The organism is Rhodococcus sp. NPDC127593, from assembly GCF_042671975.1.
Taxonomy (GTDB): Bacteria; Actinomycetota; Actinomycetes; order Mycobacteriales; family Mycobacteriaceae; genus Rhodococcus_F.
Genome location: NZ_JBHXWI010000007.1, coordinates 154,116 through 170,273, shown reverse-complemented (window position 1 = coordinate 170,273; position 16,158 = coordinate 154,116). Strand labels below are relative to the sequence as shown.

General features: G+C 68.5%; 16 protein-coding genes. 9 read left to right on the top strand and 7 right to left on the bottom strand.

The window, feature by feature from the left end; translation table 11 throughout:
• Nucleotides 1–102 precede the first annotated feature (102 nt).
• A complete protein-coding gene (locus tag ACFVJ3_RS08655) occupies nt 103–1,320 on the bottom strand; it encodes an acetyl-CoA C-acetyltransferase (protein WP_378451671.1) in 1,218 nt (405 codons plus the stop codon).
• Nucleotides 1,321–1,427: 107 nt separating this feature from the next.
• On the bottom strand, nt 1,428–2,450 hold the full coding sequence (locus tag ACFVJ3_RS08650; protein WP_378451670.1) for an SGNH/GDSL hydrolase family protein: 1,023 nt from the start codon (nt 2,448–2,450) through the stop codon (nt 1,428–1,430).
• Nucleotides 2,451–2,585: 135 nt separating this feature from the next.
• On the opposite strand from ACFVJ3_RS08650, the gene ACFVJ3_RS08645 reads away from it, so the two are divergent.
• The 4 genes from ACFVJ3_RS08645 (at nt 2,586) to ilvA (ending at nt 7,103) form a co-directional block, all read left to right on the top strand.
• The gene (locus tag ACFVJ3_RS08645; RefSeq protein ID WP_005255744.1) at nt 2,586–3,971 is read left to right on the top strand and encodes a cystathionine beta-synthase; all 1,386 of its coding nucleotides are present in this window, start codon (nt 2,586–2,588) and stop codon (nt 3,969–3,971) included.
• 126 nt (nt 3,972–4,097) lie between these two features.
• A complete protein-coding gene (locus ACFVJ3_RS08640; protein ID WP_378451733.1) occupies nt 4,098–4,604 on the top strand; it encodes a hypothetical protein in 507 nt (168 codons plus the stop codon).
• Between the two features lie 21 nt (nt 4,605–4,625).
• Nucleotides 4,626–5,798 (top strand): cystathionine gamma-synthase, encoded by a 1,173-nt coding sequence (locus ACFVJ3_RS08635; RefSeq protein ID WP_378451669.1) that lies wholly within the window; start codon nt 4,626–4,628, stop codon nt 5,796–5,798.
• Nucleotides 5,799–5,870: 72 nt separating this feature from the next.
• Nucleotides 5,871–7,103, top strand: coding sequence for a threonine ammonia-lyase (gene ilvA, locus ACFVJ3_RS08630; RefSeq protein WP_378451668.1), 1,233 nt, complete (start codon nt 5,871–5,873; stop codon nt 7,101–7,103).
• A 6-nt stretch (nt 7,104–7,109) separates the two neighbouring features.
• Here the strand turns inward: ilvA and ACFVJ3_RS08625 are convergent, their stop codons facing one another.
• From ACFVJ3_RS08625 to ACFVJ3_RS08615, 3 genes are all read right to left on the bottom strand, one after another.
• On the bottom strand, nt 7,110–7,880 hold the full coding sequence (locus tag ACFVJ3_RS08625) for an FAD:protein FMN transferase (protein ID WP_378451667.1): 771 nt from the start codon (nt 7,878–7,880) through the stop codon (nt 7,110–7,112).
• Between the two features lie 25 nt (nt 7,881–7,905).
• Nucleotides 7,906–8,097 (bottom strand): hypothetical protein, encoded by a 192-nt coding sequence (locus ACFVJ3_RS08620; protein ID WP_378451666.1) that lies wholly within the window; start codon nt 8,095–8,097, stop codon nt 7,906–7,908.
• Between the two features lie 178 nt (nt 8,098–8,275).
• Complete coding sequence (locus ACFVJ3_RS08615) at nt 8,276–8,470, bottom strand: hypothetical protein (RefSeq protein WP_378451665.1); 195 nt, start codon at nt 8,468–8,470, stop codon at nt 8,276–8,278.
• A gap of 15 nt (nt 8,471–8,485) precedes the next feature.
• Here ACFVJ3_RS08615 and ACFVJ3_RS08610 point away from each other — a divergent pair, with 15 nt between their 5' ends.
• Both ACFVJ3_RS08610 and ACFVJ3_RS08605 read left to right on the top strand, forming a co-directional pair.
• Nucleotides 8,486–10,012 (top strand): SEC-C domain-containing protein, encoded by a 1,527-nt coding sequence (locus tag ACFVJ3_RS08610; protein ID WP_378451664.1) that lies wholly within the window; start codon nt 8,486–8,488, stop codon nt 10,010–10,012.
• Between the two features lie 146 nt (nt 10,013–10,158).
• Nucleotides 10,159–11,505: an NlpC/P60 family protein gene (locus ACFVJ3_RS08605; RefSeq protein ID WP_378451663.1), complete on the top strand. Its 1,347-nt coding sequence runs from the start codon at nt 10,159–10,161 to the stop codon at nt 11,503–11,505.
• A gap of 80 nt (nt 11,506–11,585) precedes the next feature.
• Here ACFVJ3_RS08605 and greA read toward each other — a convergent pair whose 3' ends face one another.
• Nucleotides 11,586–12,080, bottom strand: a complete 495-nt coding sequence (gene greA / locus ACFVJ3_RS08600) for a transcription elongation factor GreA (RefSeq protein WP_005238978.1) — start codon at nt 12,078–12,080, stop codon at nt 11,586–11,588.
• 227 nt (nt 12,081–12,307) lie between these two features.
• Nucleotides 12,308–12,733: a DUF4307 domain-containing protein gene (locus ACFVJ3_RS08595; RefSeq protein WP_378451662.1), complete on the bottom strand. Its 426-nt coding sequence runs from the start codon at nt 12,731–12,733 to the stop codon at nt 12,308–12,310.
• 191 nt (nt 12,734–12,924) lie between these two features.
• Between ACFVJ3_RS08595 and mca the strand changes: the two genes are divergently transcribed.
• From mca to ACFVJ3_RS08580, 3 genes are read left to right on the top strand one after another with little or no spacing between them, the layout of a single operon-like run.
• A complete protein-coding gene (gene mca, locus ACFVJ3_RS08590) occupies nt 12,925–13,803 on the top strand; it encodes a mycothiol conjugate amidase Mca (RefSeq protein WP_378451661.1) in 879 nt (292 codons plus the stop codon).
• Complete coding sequence (locus ACFVJ3_RS08585) at nt 13,800–14,120, top strand: hypothetical protein (RefSeq protein ID WP_378451660.1); 321 nt, start codon at nt 13,800–13,802, stop codon at nt 14,118–14,120. Before mca ends, ACFVJ3_RS08585 begins: the two co-directional genes overlap by 4 nt.
• Before the next feature lie 17 nt (nt 14,121–14,137).
• A complete protein-coding gene (locus tag ACFVJ3_RS08580; protein WP_378451659.1) occupies nt 14,138–16,153 on the top strand; it encodes a thioredoxin domain-containing protein in 2,016 nt (671 codons plus the stop codon).
• Nucleotides 16,154–16,158: the final 5 nt, after the last annotated feature.

Here is a 16,158-nt window from a genome sequence, read left to right as displayed (position 1 = left end):
CGCGCCCGTGCGCCGTTCTGGTCGCTACCGCTACCAAAAAGGCGCCCGTGCGCCGTTCTGGTCGCTACCGCTACCAAAAAGGCGCACGAGCGGCGGAGCCGCCTAACTCAGGCGCTCGAGGACCATTGCCATGCCCTGCCCGCCGCCGACGCACATGGTCTCGACGCCGAACGTCTTGTCCTGCTCGCGCAGGTTGTTGAGCAGGGTGTTGGTGATGCGGGCACCGGTCATGCCGAACGGGTGGCCGAGGGCGATGGCGCCGCCGGAGATGTTCAGCTTGTCCTCGTCGATCTTCAGTTCGCGGGCCGATCCGAGAACCTGGACAGCGAACGCCTCGTTGATCTCGAACAGGTCGATGTCGGAGATGGACTTGCCCGCGATGGCGAGGGCCTTCTTGACGGCCTCGATCGGGCCGAGGCCCATGATCTCGGGGGACAGTCCGGACACACCGGTGGACACGATGCGGGCCAGCGGAGTCAGGCCGAGGGCCTTGGCCTTCGTGTCGGACATGATGACGAGCGCGGCGGCGCCGTCGTTGAGCGGGCACGCGTTGCCTGCGGTGACGGTGCCGTCCGGCCGGAACACGGGCCCCAGCTGGCTGATGCCCTCGTAGGTGGTGCCGGCGCGCGGGCCGTCGTCGGTGGACACGACGGTGCCGTCGGGGAGGGTGACCGGGGTGATCTCCCGCTCGAAGAAGCCGTTCTTGATTGCTTCCTCCGCGCGGTTCTGGGAGCGGACGCCCCAGTGGTCCTGCTCCTCGCGGGTGATGCCGGTGGCCGATGCGACGTTCTCGGCGGTCTGGCCCATGGCGATGTAGACGTCGGGAATCTGCTCGTTCTTACGCGGGTCGGTCCAGGCGACGCCGCCCTCGGCGAGCGTCGCGGTGCGCGCCTCGGCGTCGGCGAACCTCGGGTTCTTGGTGTTCGGCAGGCCGTCGGCGTTGCCGGTGACGAAGCTGGACACCGACTCGACGCCGGCGGAGATGAACACGTCGCCCTCGCCGGCCTTGATCGCGTGCAGTGCCATGCGGGTGGTCTGCAGCGAGGAGGAACAGTAGCGGTTGACGGTGACGCCGGGCAGGAAGTCGTAGCCCAGTTCCACCGCGACGACGCGGGCGATGTTGAAACCCGACTGGCCGGCGGGCTGACCGCAGCCGAGGAGCAGGTCGTCGATCTCGGTGGGATCGAGTTCGGGGACCTTCGCCAGCGCTGCGGCCACCATCTGCGTCGTCAGATCATCCGGGCGGATGGTCTTGAGCGAGCCCTTCATGGCTCGGCCGATCGGTGAGCGTACTGCGGAGACGATGACTGCCTCGGGCATGAAAACTCCTTTGTCAATTGCGGGGGTCTGCACTGTGTTGCAGACCACCCGTTTTGTGGCCTTCCCGACAACTTACGTTGCCGGGCGGCACCGGGGGCATCGCCATCTCACTCAGCGACCCGTCGCGTCCTGGACGCGGACGCCTCCTCGATCGCGAGGAGTTCGTCGAGGCTGGCAGGTGCGCGTCGCCTCGCAGTGCGTCGCCACAGAAAACGGTTGAGCGAGGCTGTCATTCGGGTCGACAGCTTGCGTGATTCCGCGGCCTCCGACACCTCGGGCAGGTCGGGCAGCGGGCCGCCGTGCCACATGCCGAGGGCGGTCGCGAGAACGGGCACGATCTGGATCGCCGCCAATTCGTACCCCGCCGCCGACGGGTGGAAGTGGTCGGAGGAGAACATCCGGTCGGGAGCCGCCAGGAACTCGGGCGCCAGCAGGTCGGCCAGCGCCACCGGGTGGCCTCCCGCCGCGCTGGTCGCGGCCGCCTGCGCCCGGGCCAGCCGCAAACCCCACGTCCGGACGACGGTCCGCAGGGGCTGCGGAATCGCGGTCACCACCCCGAGGTCGGGGCACGTTCCGACCACGACCGCGCAGTCGTGGGCGCGGAGCCGTTCGACGGCCTCCCCAAGCCTGCGCGCCGACGCCCGGATGGAGTTCTTTGACGTCACGTCGTTCGCGCCGACCAGGATCACCGCGGCGTCCGGCGGCGGTCCGGCCACGAACATCGCGTCCACCTGCCCGCTGAGTCCGCGGGACGTGGCACCGCCGATGGCCTTGGTGCTCAGCCGGATCCGCCTGCCGGTCTCGTCGGCGAGGCGCCGCGCGATCTGCACGCCGGGCACTTCGTCCGCCGACAGGCATCCCACCCCGGCAGCCGTGGAGTCGCCGAAGATCATCAGATGGACGTCGTACGGCGTGGTCCGCACCCAGCGTTCGGGGACCGCGGCGCCGGGGTAGTAGACGCCGTCGGCCTCCGGCGGCTTGGCGACGTTGTGCCCGATCACACCGCGGGCCGTCGTCGCCTGGGACATCAGATAGGAGTACGCCGCCCACGACAGCGTGCCTGCGCTCGAACCTGCCACGACAGCCGCGGCGCCGGCCTTCACTCCGGTCTGCCAGGTCCTCTTGGGCACTGGTCTCACCTTTCCGCTACCTGGTGCTCATCTCACGGGTTCCAGCGGACTGCGTCCGCACCAATCTAGTCGGATCGGGGCCCCCGTGCCGGACGTCCGTGAGCATCGGATCAGGGCATCTGGGAGCATGGAGGCATGCGCATCGCGGAACACGTCGTCGACCTGATCGGCAACACCCCTCTCGTCAAGCTCTCTTCTGTCATCGGGGAGAACCACGGGACCGTTGCAGCCAAGATCGAATACCTCAATCCGGGTGGAAGCTCGAAGGACCGTATCGCGGTCAAGATGATCGACGCCGCGGAGGCGTCCGGTGAGCTGAAGCCGGGCGGGACCATCGTCGAGCCCACGTCCGGCAACACCGGCATCGGCCTCGCCCTGGTGGCCCAGAAGCGCGGATACAAGTGCGTGTTCGTCTGCCCCGACAAGGTCAGCGAAGACAAGCGGAACGTTCTCAAGGCCTACGGCGCCGAGGTCGTGGTGTGCCCCACCGCGGTCGCGCCGGAGCACCCGGACAGTTACTACAGCGTCTCCGACCGGCTTGCACGCGAGCTCCCCGGCGGCTGGAAGCCCAACCAGTACTCCAACCCGGGCGGCCCGCAGAGCCACTACGAGACCACCGGCCCCGAGATCTGGGCCGACACCGACGGCAAGATCACCCACTTCGTCGCGGGCGTCGGCACCGGCGGCACCATCACCGGCACCGGCCGCTACCTCAAGGAGGTGTCCGGCGGCAAGGTCAAGGTCATCGGCGCCGACCCCGAGGGTTCCGTGTACTCGGGTGGCACCGGCCGTCCGTACCTGGTCGAGGGCGTGGGCGAGGACTTCTGGCCGAGCGCTTACGACCCGTCCATCCCCGACGAGATCATCGCCGTGTCCGACGCCGACTCCTTCGAGATGACCCGTCGTCTCGCCCGCGAAGAGGGCTTGCTGGTCGGCGGCTCCTGCGGCATGGCCGTCGTCGCCGCACTCGAGGTCGCCAAGCGCGAGGGCCCCGACGCCGTCATCGTCGTCCTGCTGCCGGACGGTGGCCGCGGATACCTGTCGAAGATCTTCAACGACAAGTGGATGGCGTCCTACGGGTTCCTCCGCACCCCGCTCGACGGCAAGCCCGACGAGAAGACCGTCGGCGACGTGCTGCGCGGCAAGTCCGGCGAACTCCCGGACCTCGTCCACACCCACCCGTCCGAGACACTGCGCGACGCCATCGAGATCCTCCGCGAGTACGGGGTGTCCCAGATGCCCGTCGTCGGTGCGGAGCCGCCCGTCATGGCCGGTGAAGTGGCGGGCAGTGTCACCGAGCGCGACCTGCTGAGTGCCGTGTTCGAGGGACGCGCGCACCTGGCCGACCCGGTGGAGAAGCACATGAGCAAGCCGTTCCCACTCATCGGTTCGGGCGAGCCCGTATCGGCCGCCACCAAGGCGCTCGGCGACACCGACGCGCTGATGGTCGTCGACGACGGCAAGCCCGCCGGGGTCATCACCCGCCACGACCTTCTCGGTTTCCTCAGCGCCGGCTCCTAGACGACACGTCGAGGGCCGGGCGCGCCAACACTGGTCCCCGCTGCGCACGGAACGTACGGTGCACAGCGGGTACCGGTCCGGTGTCCGTGAGGGGGAGTCACAGTGAGTGCTCTACGTCGTGTTCTGGTGGTCCCGGTCGCCCTGCTCGGGTTCGCCGCCGCCGGATGCGGGAACAGCATCGAGGGTGCCGCGGTCGCACAATCGGGATCGTCGGACGTCGACTCGGTGTCTTCGGGCACCTCGTCTTCGGACGCGTCCGCCGACTGCGCCGCGCTGACGAAGGCGCTCGGTCGTCTGGTGTCGGATCGGCCGCATCTCACCGAGGCCGTCCTGCCCGGATCGACCGATCCGACCTGCTCATGGTCCAAGGGGCCGACCAACGTCATGAGCACCATCACCGCGTCGGTCAAGCCGCAGGTGACGGATCCTGCCGTCCTCGTCGAGATGCGGAACGGAACGAACGTCGTCCCGGACCCCCGTTCCGCGGAGTTCGGCGGGGTGGTCCTCGACGTCGTGGCCATGGCGCTGCTCACCCCGGAACACAGCATCATCGTCAACGCACTCGACCCCTCCGTCAGCGACGCAACCAAGCTCGACGTGGCCTTCGCCATCGCGGAGTATCTGGAGAATTAGGTCCCCACTAGTGTGGGGGCCATGAGTGAGCAGCGCAGCAAAGCGGACAACATCAGCTGGCAGGGGTTCTCCACCAAGGCCGTGCACGCAGGATTCGACCCCGACCCGCAGACGGGCGCCGTCAACGTCCCGATCTACGCGAGTTCGACGTTCGCGCAGGACGGCGTCGGCGGCATGCGTAACGGATTCGAATACGCCCGCACCGGTAACCCCACCCGACGACCGCTCGAGGCCAACCTCGCCGCCCTCGAATCGGGCACGTACGGTCGCGCCTTCGGCTCCGGCATGGCCGCCACCGACTGCCTGCTCCGTGCCGCGCTCCGCCCCGGCGACCACCTCGTCATCCCGAACGACGCCTACGGCGGAACGTTCCGCCTGATCGACAAGGTCTTCACCCAGTGGGGCATCGAGTACACGCCCGCCGCGGTGTCCGACGTGGACGCGGTCCGGGCAGCGATCCGGCCCAACACCAAGCTCGTGTGGGTCGAGACGCCCACCAACCCGCTCCTCAACATCGGTGACATCGAGGCGCTGTCCGACGTGGCGCACGACGCCGGCGCGAAGATTGTCGTCGACAACACGTTCGCGTCGCCGTACCTGCAGCAACCGCTGCAGCTCGGTGCCGACGTCGCGCTGCATTCGACCACCAAGTACATCGGCGGACACTCCGACGTCGTCGGTGGCGCACTCGTCACCAACGACGAGGAGCTCGACACGGCGTTCGCGTTCCTGCAGAACGGTGCAGGCGCCGTCCCCGGACCCTTCGACGCGTTCCTCACGCTCCGCGGCATCAAGACCCTCTCCCTGCGCATGGAGCGGCACAGCGACAACGCCGAGAAGGTCGTCGAACTGCTCGCCGGCCACTCCGCGGTGTCCCAGGTGATCTACCCAGGACTCGAGTCGCACCCCGGCCACAAGGTCGCCGAGAAGCAGATGCGCCGCTTCGGCGGCATGATCTCCGTCCGCCTCGCCGGCGGCAAGCAGGCCGCGCTGGACTTCTGCTCGCGCACCGAGATCTTCACGCTGGCCGAGTCGCTCGGCGGCGTCGAATCGCTGATCGAGCACCCGGGCGCCATGACCCACGCCTCCACCGCCGGTTCGCTCCTCGAGGTCCCGGACGACCTGGTTCGCCTGTCCGTCGGCATCGAGGATGCCGCCGACCTCGTGGGCGACATCGAGCAAGCGCTGAAGTAGTAGGCGGCTTCGCCGCCCGTGCGCCTTTTTGGTAGCCACCGCTACCAAAAAGGCGCACGGGCCGAAGGCCTTATGCTGGCCCGCGTGGAGCCTGTCACGCTGGATCAGATCAGAGCAGCTCGTAAGCTGCTGGACCCCGTCATGCGCCGGACGCCGGTGATCGCGTCCCGGGCGCTGTCGGAACGATGCGGGCACGTGGTGTCGCTGAAGTGCGAAAATCTGCAGCGCACAGGATCTTTCAAACCGCGCGGTGCGTACAACCGGATCGCGAATCTGTCGGTCGCCGAACGGGCCTGCGGGGTCGTGGCGGCCAGCGCCGGCAATCACGCGCAGGGCGTGGCCTGGGCGGCTACGGAACTGGGCATCCCGTCCACCGTGTTCATGCCCACCGGCGCGCCTCTTCCGAAACTCGTCGCCACGAAGGCGTACGGCGCCACCGTCCATCTCACCGGCGACACGGTGGACGACGCGCTCGTCGCCGCGAAGGAGTTCGCGGACGAGACCGGCGCCGTCCTGATCCATCCCTTCGATCACGTCGACATCGTCGCCGGGCAGGGGACCGTGGGGCTCGAGATCCTCGAGCAGGAACCCGACGTCGGCACGGTCGTCGTCCCGACCGGCGGTGGTGGGCTGATCGCGGGCATCGCCGCGGCGGTCAAGGCCACCCGGCCGGACGTGCGGATCGTCGGCGTCCAGGCCGAACAGGCGGCCGCCTGGCCGCGTTCGCTGGCGGAGGGCCGCCCGATTCCGCTGGAGACCATGTCGACCATGGCCGACGGCATCGCGGTCGGCCGACCCGGCGACGTGCCGTTCGCGCACGTCGGCTCGCAGGTCGACGCCATCGTCACGGTCAGCGAGGACGCCCTGTCCCGGGCGCTGCTCCTGTGCCTCGAACGCGCGAAACTCATCGTGGAGCCTGCGGGCGCGGCTGCGGTGGCCGCGTTGATCAGCTGCTCGACGGAAGAGCTGGGACTCACCGGGAAAGTGTGCGCGGTGCTGTCCGGCGGCAACATCGACCCGTTGCTGCTCACCCATGTCGTCAATCACGGTCTTCGGGCGGCCGGACGGTATCTCGGTGTGCACGTGACCATTCCGGACCGACCGGGTGGTTTGGTCAGTCTCCTCGGGGTGATCAGCGGCAACGGCGCCAGCGTCGTGGACGTCGTCCACTCCCGCACCGGCGGCGCGCTCGCGCTCGACGAGGTGGAGGTGTTCCTCACGGTCGAGACCCGTGGTCCCGGACACCGGCAGGATCTCCTCGACGCCCTGCGCGACGCCCAGTACACGGTCCGCCTGCAGGAATAGCCGGAGCTAGCTCGGCCACCCGCCCAGGGTGACCACCCGGAACTCCTGATCCACCAGCCGGGCAGGCAGCTCGAGGTTGGTGAGCCAGTCGACCGCACCGCCGCCCATCCCGACCGCCGCCGCGCTCGATGCGTGCGCGGTGGTGCACGACTCGGCCACCACGGACACGGTCCGCCACAACGAGATCGAGTCGGGGTGCAGGGGTTTGACGGTGCTGGCCGTCGCGACGGCCGCACCCGACGGGATCGACACCTGGCAGGTGGGGTCGCCCGGCAGGTCCTGGACCTGGACCTGCCAGCCGCCCGGTGGTGTGGGCCCGGCGGTGGCGATGTCTCCGCCGAGCGCCACCAGGACGCCACACCCGAGCAGCTCCGCCGTCGTCGACGCACAATGGTCCGCGGAACTGGCCCGGGCGGTGGCCGTCAGATCGAGTTCCACCCCGGCGGGGAGCGTGACCTCGGTGCCATCGACGGTGATCGATCGCCACGACTGGGGTGCGAGGGCCGACGCCGTGGGGTCGAGTGCGCCCTCCGTGGTGCGCGCAGCGGCGAGGGCATCGGTGAGGAACCGCGCGAACATCGGTGTGACCGTGTTCGGGCCCGCGTCGAGCGAGCGGATCTCGGCGTCCGCGCGGTCCCGGTTGACGGCGGCATCGGCTGCCGCGAGGTATCCGCGGATCAGATTCGACGCCGAGCTCAGAGCATCGGGGTCGGTGACGACGATGCGTGCGTGCACACCCCAGGTGGACCATTCGGTTGCGCTGCGTGCGCTGGTCATGTGGTGGTTCTCCGGTCGCGGGATCTCAGGAACCGCTGGACAGGGCGTCCGGTGCGCCGAATCCTGCCGAGACGAGGGGCGCCGCCACCGCCGAATCGGGGGTCGCGGGGTCCGCTGCCGCCGCCACACCACCACCGGCAACCAGTCCGGCGATTCCGGCTGCCGCCAGGACGCGGCGAACGGGAAGCAGGCGGGAAATCCGTCGGTCTTCACTCATGCCGACCAGCTTCCCCGAAGAACCTTAGAACAACCTGGGAAGAATCTGTCGCTCCTCGCCGAGTGCGCAGTAGTGCAGCGCACGCCCGGCGTGTCGCCTGCAGTTTGTGCGCAGTCGTGCCCGACACCCGTCGCCGTGACGGAGTCGTCACTACGATCGGATCGACCTCGAGGCGCCGCTACTCGGATATCTCCCTGACGGCCGGAACGTCGCGCTCGACGTTCTGCTCTCGGGACGCGTCCTCACGCACCGCCTTACCGCGTGGGAGATCTCGGCCGACGTCGTGGAGATGGAGGATTTCGAGCCACTCCTGCACCTCGCATCCGGGGAGCCCGAGGTCGATGGCTTCGCGGTCGCGTTCGGCGGCGAGCACGCTGACGAGCTGGCTGTGAGAGGCGTGGACGGCGGGCCCTGGTCGGATGAGGCAGTTCTCGTCCTTCCGAAGGGCACCCTTGTGCAGCGTTCTCCCGGAGACCTTCTCGCGCTTTCGACGTCGGACAGTGGGGTGCACCTCGACTTCGTCGCCGAGCCGGTTGCGGACGCTCCCGATCTTGCGCCGCGGTTCACTCAGCGGTTGACCGAGAGCGCGGTAGTCGATCTGGAAGAGGAGGTCTGGCAGCTCCTGGTCGACGATCCGGCGGCGTTCGCAGTGCCGACATTGCCATTGGCAGAAATGGTCGAGGCCGCCGACTTCGACCGTTCCGGGCAACTTGTCGCCCCGCGCGGATTCGATTTCGACGAGTATGGCCAAGATCTGTTGATCCGCGTGTACGCGGAACAGCTGGGGCTGCCGGTGGAGGCGGCACCGGCCGTGGCAATGCTGGTTTCGCTCGTCACAGCTCTCGCAGAGGACGACGACCAGGACATCGGAGAACGCTTCTTCGGTAAGCCGGAACTCTACGCAGGCCTGGCCGATCCGGCTGTCGTGGAAGTCGCCGCTCACGAGCTGTTCGACGCGGACGTGGATCCGAGCGTGGTGCTGGAGGCAGCGCAACTGCTGCTCGTGTCGGGACCCCGCGAAGTGAAAGCAGCCGCGTCGTGGATCGCGGGGCGCGCCACCGAGATGGAGGGCTTCCCGGAGCAGGCCGAAGATCATTACCACTACGCTCTCGCCGTGGACGGAGCGTTCGATCCCGCTCTCTTCGACCTTGCCCGCTTCGCGTCGGATCGAGGCGACGCCGTCCGCGGACTGTCGTTGCTGAATCGGATGGCCGGCGGGGACGTAGAGACGCTGCACGCTGTGCTCGAACACTTTCAGCCAACTCCCAGGCCGGGGCTGGGCCGAAACCATCCATGCTGGTGCGGCTCGGGGAAGAAGTACAAGATCTGCCACCTCGGGAAAGGCGACCAACCCTTGTCCGAGCGGGCCGCGTGGCTGTACCAGAAGGCGAAGCTGCACGCGGAGGAGCTCGGCTGGCGGGATCAGATCTTGGAGTTCGCCGAAATTCGGTCCGAGTTCTGGGTCGGTGAGGAGGCGCTGCTCGAGTCGTTGGACGACCCGCTGGTCGCCGACGTCGCACTTTTCGAAGGCGGTGCGTTCACCGACTTCGTCGACAGCCGTGCCGACCTGCTGCCCCCGGACGAGTTCGCACTCGCACGGCAGTGGCAGGAGGTCGAACGGTCGGTGCACGAGGTGGAGGAGGTTCGGCCGGGTGAGGGTCTGACACTGCGGGACCTGCGCACCGGCGACCGGCACGAGATCAGAGAAGGATCCGCGAGCCGGCAATTGCACGTCGGGAATCTGATCTGTGCCCGCGTCGTCCCGGCGGGTGACACGTGGCAGATCTTCGGGGGAATCGAACCGATCGCGCCGGCTCAGCGCGCGCCCCTCCTCGAGATGTTGGACGACGAGACCACGGATCCGGCCGACCTGGTCGAGATCCTCAGCGAACGTTTCGTGCCTGTGCGTGGGTGACCGAGGCGACGTGATTCGCCAGGTGCCGCGCTCCCGCAGGTCACGGTAGGAAACGGATCAATCCCGCAGAATCGCCTCGCACCTGCTGTGCCCCGTCGTAACGTGAACTCACTCGGTTAGGTGCACCGAGGAGGAGGAGCGCACGTATGTCAGTTGATGCAGCGGCGATCATCGTGGCGATCACCACCGCAGCGGGGGCCATCGTTCAGGGAGCGGACATACCGCAGCCGGTGAAAGATCAAGCAGCCGAAGCAATTCAGGTGGTCGAGCAGGCCTCACCCGACGTTCAGAAACAAGTAAACGACGCGATATCGACTCTCCCGGAACCGGCCCGCGTGCAGGCCGAGCAGATGGTGACCCAGGCCTCGGATGTGGTGAAGCAGGCAACCGACCCCTACATTCCGCCGCCGCCCGCCGTCGCGGCGCCGCCGCCTGCCCCGGTTCCCCCGCTGGCACTCCCGGACACTCCACTCGACCAGCCCCCCGCGATGAGCGCCCCCGACGTCGGAACGGCGATCGGGGGCCTCGCCGCTCTGCCGGGGGTCCCGGCCCTGATCAGCGGACTCGGATCGCTGATCCCGTCCGTCCCCGCCGGCTTCCCCGGTGTCTCGCTCGCGCCGGTCGGCGCCATCGCCGTCTTCGCGCCGTGGATCCGCAAGGCCGGGTCGCTGTGCGAAGGCATCAAGCCGCCGACGCTGGCGGCCCTGTATTCGGTCGAGAACGGTTTCCGCTACGGCGCGACCTCACCGGTGTCTCGGGCGGGCGCCCGCGGTCCCGGCCAGTTCATGCCCCCGGCCTGGGCCAAATACGGCAAGGACGCGGACGGCGACGGCAAGGTCGACATCAACGGCGTCGCCGACCCGATGATGGCGTCCGGCCAGATGCTGTGCGACCTGTTCGGGCAGATCGAGGGCTGGAAGAAGGAGGGTGTGGTCAAGGGTGACACCCTCGACCTCACACTCGCCGCCTACAACGCGGGCCCCGGTGCCGTGCGAACGGCCGGTGGAATGCCTGCCGGGAAGTTCGACTACGAGCACGAAACCCAGCCGTACGTCGCGCGGATCCGCTCGCTCGAGGATTCGTTCGCGCGCATGCTGTCGCCGTTCTTCTACGGTGCGGCCGCGGGCGACATGGGCCGCGTCGTCGAGGCGGCCATGCGGTTCATCGGGCTGCCGTACGTCTGGGGCGGCGGCAACATCAACGGACCGTCCGGTGGCGGCTTCGATTGTTCGGGCCTCACCTCGTTCGCGGTGTACGCCGCGACGGGCATCAAGCTGCCTCGCACGTCGGAAACGCAGTGGGGCGTCGGGGTCGAGATTCCGCTGTCCGAGGCCAGGCCCGGAGACCTGTTGTTCGGCAACTGGCAGTCGGGTGGGCCGGGACACGTCGCGATCTACGTCGGAAACGGCCAGATGCTGCACGCCCCGACAACCGGCGACGTGGTGCGCATCGGTCCCGTATTCGCCGACATGAAGGCCCGCAGGGTCTTCTGATCCCGCTCACCGGCGTCGACGCAAAAAACTCCGGCCCGGGCGCTTGGCCCGGACCGGAGTTTTCGGCGGTTGATCCGAGATCAGCTGTGGTACGGCTCCGCGCTGACGAGCGTCACCTTCATGCTGCTGCCGTTGGGCAGCGTGTATTCGCGGGTTTCGCCGACCTTCGCCTCGAGCAGTGCCCCACCCAGCGGGGAGTTGGGGGAGTAGACCTCGAGCTTGTTGTCGCGTGCACCCTCTTCGCGGGTGGCGATCAGGAACGTCTCGGTGTCCTTCTCGTCGCCGTCGTAGTACACCTTCACCACGGAACCGGGCAGTGCGACACCGGACTGGGTGGGCGCTTCGCCGACCTTCGCGCTGTTCAGGAGTTCCTGAAGCTGGCGGATGCGGGCCTCCTGCTGACCCTGCTCTTCGCGGGCCGCGTGGTAGCCACCGTTCTCCTTCAGATCGCCCTCTTCGCGACGCTCGTTGATCTCGGCGGCGATGACCGGACGATTGGCAATGAGCTGGTCGAGTTCGCTCTTGAGCCTGTCATGTGACTCCTGGGTCAGCCAGGTCACCTGGGTCTCGGTCATCTCGATCACTCCCTCGTAGTTGGAGCCGCCGGGCTCCCTCGACAGACCACTGCAACAGCAGTGATCAACGGCTCGGCACAATTCGACGGCCGGGGCCGTTCGATTTCCGCCTTGCCGCCAATGCAGCAATACACGGTTCCAAACCGGAACCGTGTACCTGGCGATTCTAGCACGATCGGGGAGTGCAAACCCCGAATAACCCGAACGGTCGCTCGGCTGCGCTGGTCTCAGCCGCCGGTCAGATAGGCGGGAACGTCCAGGCTGCAGCCGTAGATGTCGCCCATCGCGGGCGGGCGCGACGTGTAGACGGGGGCGGTGACTTTCACCGTCTGGTCTTCGCCGCCGGCGATGTACACCTCGCGCCGGCCGGTCTCGGAACCGTCCTTGGAGCGGGAGCGGACGATGCAGACCGCGGCCTGGGACGGATCCTCGCGGGTGACGGTGAACGTGATGTCCAGCTGCGAGTCACTCACCAGATCGAACGACGTGGCCTCACTGTCGATCTCGGAGACGGCGAACTTGTTGTAGGCGACGAACGCCACGATCACGCCGACGACCACGACCGCCGCGGACAGCGCCCACACGAGCCAGCGCTTCGGGCGCGCAGGCTTTGCCGCGGCTGTGTATCGGCCCGGGGGAAGCGTTCTCGTCATCTCTCAACTCTCGTACCGCTCCGGTTCCACGTAACTCACAGCACTCGAGCGGGGGCACGGCTGCAAGCGGAACTCTCGGGTGGAACTATAGAGGACGTGCGTCAGTGCGCCGTCAGCGATGGCGGAGGGCGAGAGCGCGCGACACGGACAAGCCGGCAACGGCTACTGGCGAAGTTGAGGTGAACGAATACGTGAGCGGATTCCGGCTCATGGCCGTCCATGCCCATCCCGACGACGAGTCGAGCAAGGGTGCCGCGACAACGGCCCGTTACGCCGCAGAGGGCAACGAAGTGAAGGTCGTGACGTTGACCGGTGGTGAACGTGGCGACATCCTCAACCCCGCGATGGACGTGCCCGGGGTGCGTGACCGCATCCACGAGGTCCGCATCGAGGAGATGGCCGAGGCGGCGCGGATCCTCGGAGTCCAGCACCAGTGGCTGGGATTCGTCGACTCCGGTCTCCCCGAGGGCGACCCGAAGCCGCCGCTGCCGGAGGGCTGCTTCGCGCTCGTTCCGCTCGAGGAGCCGACCGAGGCGCTGGTGCGTGCGATCCGCGAGTTCCGTCCGCACGTCATGACCACGTACGACGAGAACGGCGGCTACCCGCACCCCGATCACATCCGCTGCCACGAGGTGTCGATGGCCGCGTACGAGGCCGCCGCCGACCCGGAGCGGTTCCCCGACGCCGGCGAACCGTGGAAGGTGCAGAAGGTCTACTACTCGCACGGCTTCATCCGGAAGCGTCTCCTGCAGTTCCAGGAGGAGTACGACCGCCGCGGCGAAGAGTTCCCGATGGCCGAGTGGCTCAAGAAGTGGAAGACCGAGCAGGGCGACCTGATGGCACGCGTCACCACCCAGATCACGTGCGGCGACTTCTTCCCGCAGCGTGACGACGCGTTGCGGGCTCACGCGACGCAGATCGACCCGAACGGCTCGTTCTTCGCGGTTCCGCTCGAGATCCAGCAGAAGATCTGGCCGACCGAGGAATTCGAGCTCGCCAAGACCCGGGTCACCACCTCCATCCCGGAGAACGATCTGTTCGCGGGCATCAACGAGGACGGACAGCAGTGAATGCGTTGACGGTGAACATTCTGGCCGGCGCGGCGGACGTGCTGGCGCAGACGCCGAGCAGCCCGTCCGGTCCCGAGTTCGGCAAGGCGTCGCCCATCGGCCTCGTCGTCATTCTCGCGTTGCTCGCGGGTGTGGTGCTGCTGGTGCGTTCGATGAACAAGAAACTCAAGAACCTGCCCGAGACGTTCGAGCCGGAGCATCCCGAACCGGACCAGGAAGTGGACGAGGGCACCGACCGCGGCGCGATCCACGGTGGCGGCGTGAGCGGCACCGAACCGCCGAAGCCCACGGACACCCCGCCCAACCTGCAGAAGTAGTCGAACAGGAGCTGGACATGGACCCACGCGCACAGAACACACTCGGTGGGTCCACCAGCCCCTATCTGCGACAGCACGCCGACAACCCCGTGCACTGGCAGCAGTGGGGTCCGGAGGCGACCGAGTGGGCGCGCGAGCGGGACGTCCCGATCCTGTTGTCGATCGGGTACTCGGCGTGCCACTGGTGCCACGTGATGGCCCACGAGTCCTTCGAGGACGAGGCGGTGGCGTCGCTGATGAACGAGCATTTCGTGTGCGTCAAGGTCGACCGCGAGGAGCGTCCGGACCTCGATGCCGTGTACATGAACGCCACGGTCGCGATGACCGGCCAGGGCGGCTGGCCGATGACGTGCTTCCTCACTCCCGACGGCGCCCCGTTCTACTGCGGCACCTACTACCCGGCCGAGCCGCGCGGTGGGATGCCGTCGTTCACCCAGTTGCTGGGAGCCATCGCCGACACGTGGCGGGACCGCCGGGGTGACGTCGACGAGGCGGCAGCCTCGGTGGTCGCCGAGCTGCGGCGGGGAGCCGGCGGGATCCCAGAGGGTGATGTCCGGGTGGACGCCGCCCTGCTGGACGCGGCCGCCGGAGCCGTGCTGGCGGACGAGGACGCCGACCGCGGAGGGTTCGGGGGAGCCCCCAAGTTTCCGCCGTCCGCGCTGATGGAAGGCCTGCTGCGCACCTACGAGCGGTCCGGCGGCGACGACGTGCTCGGCGTGGTGGCGCGGACGGCGTCGGCGATGGCGCGCGGCGGCCTCTACGACCAGCTCGGCGGCGGTTTCGCCCGGTACTCGGTCGACGCGGCGTGGGTGGTGCCGCACTTCGAGAAGATGCTCTACGACAACGCCCAGTTGCTGCGCGCGTACGCGCACCTGGGGCGGCGCACGGGCTCGGACCTGGCCGTCCGCGTCACCGAGGAGACCGTCGAGTTCCTGCTGCGCGATCTGCGCACCGGCAACGGGTCGTTCGCGTCCGCGCTCGACGCCGACACCGAGGGTGTCGAGGGACTCACATACGTGTGGACCCCGGAGCAGCTCGTCGAGGTCCTCGGTCTCGAGGACGGGAAATGGGCGGCCCGGGTGTTCGCGGTGACCGCGGATGGCACGTTCGAGGCCGGCACGTCCGTCCTGCAGCTTCCGCGCGATCCGGACGACTGGGACCGCTGGCGCCGGATCCGGGACACGCTGCTCGCCCAGCGTGCGACGCGGCCGCAGCCGGGACGCGACGACAAGGTGGTCACCGCCTGGAACGGCCTCACGATCACCGCGCTCGCCGAGGCCGGTGCCGGGCTCGGCAGGCCGGAGTGGGTGGCCGCGGCCGCCGACTGCGCGCGTGCGGTGCTGGGATTGCACGTCGTCGACGGGCGTCTGCGGCGGGCGTCCCTGGGAATGTCCGTCGGCGAATCGGCCGGGGTGCTCGAGGACTACGCCTGCCTGGCGACGGGCCTTCTCGCGTTGTATCAGGCGACCGGCGACAGCGAGTGGCTGACGCACGCGCAGGCTCTGCTCGACCGCGCCCTGATTCATTTCGCCGACGAGGAGCGGCCGGGCAGCTGGTTCGACACCGCCGACGACGCCGAAACCCTGGTGACCCGTCCCCGTGACCCGGTCGACGGTGCGACGCCGTCCGGAGCGTCGTGTCTGGTCGAGGCGCTGCTCACCGCGGCCGCGGTGGCCGACGTGGAGGCGTCGGGACGGTACGCGACCGCGGCCGCCGAATCGCTCGACCGGGTGGCACTGCTTCTGGAGCGCGCGCCGCGATCGGCCGGGCACTGGCTCGCGGTGGCCGAGGCGTCGGTGCGCGGCCCGATCCAGGTGGCCGTGGCAACCGACGGCGATTCCACCCTGCTCCGGGAGGCGCGCAGACTCGCTCCCGGCGGTGCCGTCGTGGTCGGCGGCGCACCGGACTCGTCACCGCTGCTCGCCGACCGGCCGCTGGTCGGCGGCGCGTCCGCGGCGTACGTGTGCCGCGGGTTCGTGTGTGACCGCCCGGTGTCGACGGTCGAGGACCTCGGTGTCGCGTTGAGTCGGTAGTCCGG

Bases quoted from the DNA above. Each gene is read 5' to 3' on its own strand.
- ACFVJ3_RS08655 (WP_378451671.1), bottom strand. From the start codon at position 1,320: ATGCCCGAGGCAGTCATCGTCTCCGCAGTACGCTCACCGATCGGCCGA.
- ACFVJ3_RS08645 (WP_005255744.1), top strand. From the start codon at position 2,586: ATGCGCATCGCGGAACACGTCGTCGACCTGATCGGCAACACCCCTCTC.
- ACFVJ3_RS08635 (WP_378451669.1), top strand. From the start codon at position 4,626: ATGAGTGAGCAGCGCAGCAAAGCGGACAACATCAGCTGGCAGGGGTTC.
- ilvA (WP_378451668.1), top strand. From the start codon at position 5,871: ATGCTGGCCCGCGTGGAGCCTGTCACGCTGGATCAGATCAGAGCAGCT.
- ACFVJ3_RS08625 (WP_378451667.1), bottom strand. From the start codon at position 7,880: ATGACCAGCGCACGCAGCGCAACCGAATGGTCCACCTGGGGTGTGCAC.
- ACFVJ3_RS08620 (WP_378451666.1), bottom strand. From the start codon at position 8,097: ATGAGTGAAGACCGACGGATTTCCCGCCTGCTTCCCGTTCGCCGCGTC.
- ACFVJ3_RS08605 (WP_378451663.1), top strand. From the start codon at position 10,159: ATGTCAGTTGATGCAGCGGCGATCATCGTGGCGATCACCACCGCAGCG.
- greA (WP_005238978.1), bottom strand. From the start codon at position 12,080: ATGACCGAGACCCAGGTGACCTGGCTGACCCAGGAGTCACATGACAGG.
- ACFVJ3_RS08595 (WP_378451662.1), bottom strand. From the start codon at position 12,733: ATGACGAGAACGCTTCCCCCGGGCCGATACACAGCCGCGGCAAAGCCT.
- ACFVJ3_RS08580 (WP_378451659.1), top strand. From the start codon at position 14,138: ATGGACCCACGCGCACAGAACACACTCGGTGGGTCCACCAGCCCCTAT.